Annotated in this window: 2 protein-coding genes; both read left to right on the top strand. The window is 61.0% G+C overall.

Translation table 11 applies throughout. The annotated features are described in order from the left end of the window. Positions 1 to 183: 183 nt before the first annotated feature. Positions 184 to 3135 carry a DUF748 domain-containing protein gene (locus tag QMX86_RS27640; RefSeq protein WP_282387700.1) on the top strand — a complete coding sequence of 984 codons (2952 nt, stop codon included), beginning with the start codon at positions 184 to 186 and terminating at the stop codon, positions 3133 to 3135. Beyond that, entirely contained in the window at positions 3132 to 3431 is a 300-nt protein-coding gene (locus QMX86_RS27635) for a DUF2845 domain-containing protein (RefSeq protein ID WP_282387699.1), read from the top strand. The genes QMX86_RS27640 and QMX86_RS27635 overlap by 4 nt, the downstream gene beginning before the upstream one ends. Positions 3432 to 3527 lie beyond the last annotated feature (96 nt).

Below are 3527 nucleotides of genomic sequence, written 5' to 3'. Positions count from 1 at the left end.
AGCCTGCTCGCGAAGGCGCAGTGTCAGTCGACTTGTTTTTCACTGAACCAGCGCATTCGCGAGCAGGCTCGCTCCCACAAGGGAGATCTGTTCCTACAGAAATTTCTGAACAATCCTGTCCCACATCAAGCACTTCGGAACCAGAATCGCGTGCCATACTCCAAGGCACTCCGATTCAGACAGATGAAGCCGCACATGCCCAAAGGATTGATTCGCGCGATTGGCGCACTGCTGACAGCCCTGGCCCTCTACAGCCTGCTGGGGTTTCTGATCCTGCCGGGCATTGCCTTGCGCGTGGCCAACCAGCAACTGGCCAACTACGCCACGGTGCCGGCGCATCTGCAGCGCATCGAACTGAACCCCTTCAGCCTTGAGGTCACCCTGTGGGGCCTGATCATCGGCGAACCGGGCAAGGAGCAGGTCGGCTTCGATCGCCTCTATGCCAACCTGCAAATGGACAGCCTGTGGACCAAAGCGCTGCATCTGTCCGACATCGAACTGGACAAACCCAAAAGCGAAATCCTCTTCGCCAAGGACGGCAAGCTCAACCTGCTCGGCCTGTTCAACCTGCCGCCGAGCGAGCCGACACCCGCCGATCCCGACGCCAAACCATTTCCGCTGCGTATCGACAACATCAAACTGGCTGGCGGCGTGGTGCATTTCGAGGATATGCGGCCCAGCGAGCCGATCGAATTTCTTTACGACGACCTCAGTTTCGAGCTGAAAAACCTCAGCACATTACCCGAGGACAGCGCCGACATGACCCTCGTCGCCATCGGCCCCGCTGGCGGGCGGATCGACTGGACCGGCAATTTCAGCCTGATCCCGTTCACCTCCGAAGGCACCCTGAAAGTCACCGATGGCCAGATGAAATCCTTCTGGCCCTACGTGCGCGACGCCGTGCCGCTGGTGCTGGAAAACGGCGTGGTCAGCCTCAGCACCGAGTACAAACTCAACCTGTCGAAACAAACCGAACTGCTGCTGAACAACGTCGCGGTGAGCATTGCGCCATTCGCCATCAAGGCTCCGGACGGACGTCCGCTGGCCAGGCTCGAACGCCTCGACGTCAGCGAAACCTCGCTGGACCTGGCCAAGCAGCAAGTGGTGGTCGGCAAGATCCGCAGCAACAAACTGGAAACCTGGGCGGCGCTGGAAGCCGACGGCCAACTGGACTGGCAGAAGCTGTTCGCCAGCCAACCGTCGAAACCGGCTGCCAAAGCCGCTGCCGAACCTACGGATACACCGGCCGCCGCCGACTCGCCGAAACCTGAGCCAAGCGCCCCGAGCAAGCCATGGCAGGTGCTGGTCAAGGATGTGCAACTGCGCAACTACACGGTCCATCTCGCCGACCGCTCGGCGCAACCGGCGGTGGCGCTGGACATCACTCCGCTGAACGTCGACCTGCAGGATTTCGACAGCCTCAACGGCTCGCCTTTCAAGCTCAAGCTCGACAGCGGTCTGGGCAAGCAAGGCAAGATCAGCGCCGACGGCACGGTCAATCTGGCTCCGGTCAACGCGCAGCTCAACGTGAAAACCGAGGACGTCGACCTGCGTGTCGCGCAGTCCTACATCAACCCGTTCATTCGCCTGGAACTGCGCAGCGGCATGCTCGGCAGTGACCTCAAGGTCAACCTCAAGAGCACCGAACCACTGGCCCTCAGCGTCACCGGCCGCGCGCAGATCGATCAACTGCACACCCTCGATACGCTGAAGACCCGCGACTTCCTCAAATGGCAGCAAGTAGTGGTCGACGGCATCAACTATCAGCACGGCGACAGCCTGTCGATCGACAAGGTCAACCTGTTGCAGCCCTATGTGCGCTTCATGATCAACGACGATCGCACCACCAACGTCGACGACCTGCTGATCCCGCAACCGGCCGACAGCGGAGCAAAAAGCACCGCAGCCAAACCGGCCGGCAAGGACAAACCACTGGGCATTCACATCGGCGCGATTGCGATCAACGACGGCTCGGCCAACTTCGCCGACTTCAGCCTGACCCCGAATTTCGCCACCGCCGTGCAGCAGCTCAACGGTCAGATCGGCACCATTGACAGCCGTCAGGCAAAACCGGCCAGCGTCGACATCAAAGGCAAGGTCGACCGCTATGCGCCGGTGACCATCAAGGGTGCGGTCAATCCGTTCGACCCGATGGCCAGTCTCGACATCGCCACCAGTTTCAAGCGCGTCGAACTGACGACCCTGACGCCCTACTCCGGCAAATTCGCCGGCTACCGCATCCGCAAGGGCCGGCTCAACCTTGACCTGCACTACCTGATTACCAAGGGCCAATTGAAAGCCGAAAACAAGGTCGTGGTCGAGCAACTGCAACTGGGCGAAAAGGTCGACAGCCCCGATGCAGTGAGCCTGCCGCTGAAGCTGGCGATTGCTCTGCTCAAGGATGTCGACGGCAAGATCTCCATCGAATTGCCGGTGACCGGCGACCTGAATAATCCACAGTTCAGCGTGATGCCGATCGTCTGGCAGACCCTGCGCAACCTCATCGTCAAAGCTGCCGCCGCGCCGTTCAAGATGATCGGCGGGCTGGTCAGTGGCGGCGGCTCCGAAGACCTCGGCACGGTGTCCTTCGCGCCGGGCTCCAGCGATCTGAGCAAAGACGCCGAAGCGGCGCTGGTGAAACTGTCGCAAGCGCTCAAGGAACGTCCGGCGCTGCGCCTGGAAATCGAAGGCACTGCCGCGAAGAGCAGCGATGGGCCACTGCTGGCCGAGCAACGTCTGGAACGCGAATACCAATACAACTACTACAAGATGCTCCAGCGCCGTGGCGACAAAGTTCCGGCCCAGGCCTCGCTGCTGCAAGTGCCCGAAAGCGAGAAAGGCGCGTTGCTCGAAGGCATCTACCGCACCCGCCTGAAAACCCAGCCACCGGCAGAATGGAAAGACCTGGGCAAGGAAGAACGCACGGCGAAAATGCGCCAAGGCGTGATCGCGTTCTGGAGCGGCAGCGAGGTGCTCTTGCGCCAGTTGGGCCAGGATCGCGCCAGCACCATCAAGGATTACCTGGTCGACAAGGGCAAGCTCGAAGATGACCGCGTGTACTTCATCGACGCCAACCTCGGCGAGGCCGAAAGCGATGGCCGCGTGGTCACGCAAATGCACCTGGATGCAGAATGACCGTGCGTAACTGGCTGGCTGTGCTCGCTCTGACCTGCGCCGCCGGCCACGCGTCGGCTTCGGATACATTGCGCTGCGGCAGCCAGTTGATCAGCCTCGGCGACCGCGCCAGCGAAGTGCTGCAGAAATGTGGCGAGCCGGTCAGTCGCGACGTGCTCGGCTACAAGCGCAGTGCCAATCGCCGCGAAGAGTTTCAGGTCGAGGAATGGACCTACGGCCCGAACAACGGCATGTATCAATACCTGCGCTTCGAAGGCAATCGCCTGCGGCAGATCAACAGCAATCGCGGTAACTAAGCCGAACGAAATTCACCCTGTGGGAGCGAGCCTGCTCGCGAATACGGTCTGTCACTGACGAACTTGTCGGCTGACACTACGCATTCGCGAGCAGGC

It is taken from the genome of Pseudomonas sp. PS01270 (assembly GCF_029959775.1).
Taxonomy (GTDB): Bacteria; Pseudomonadota; Gammaproteobacteria; order Pseudomonadales; family Pseudomonadaceae; genus Aquipseudomonas; species Aquipseudomonas atacamensis.
This window is presented reverse-complemented; position numbering and strand designations above follow the sequence as displayed.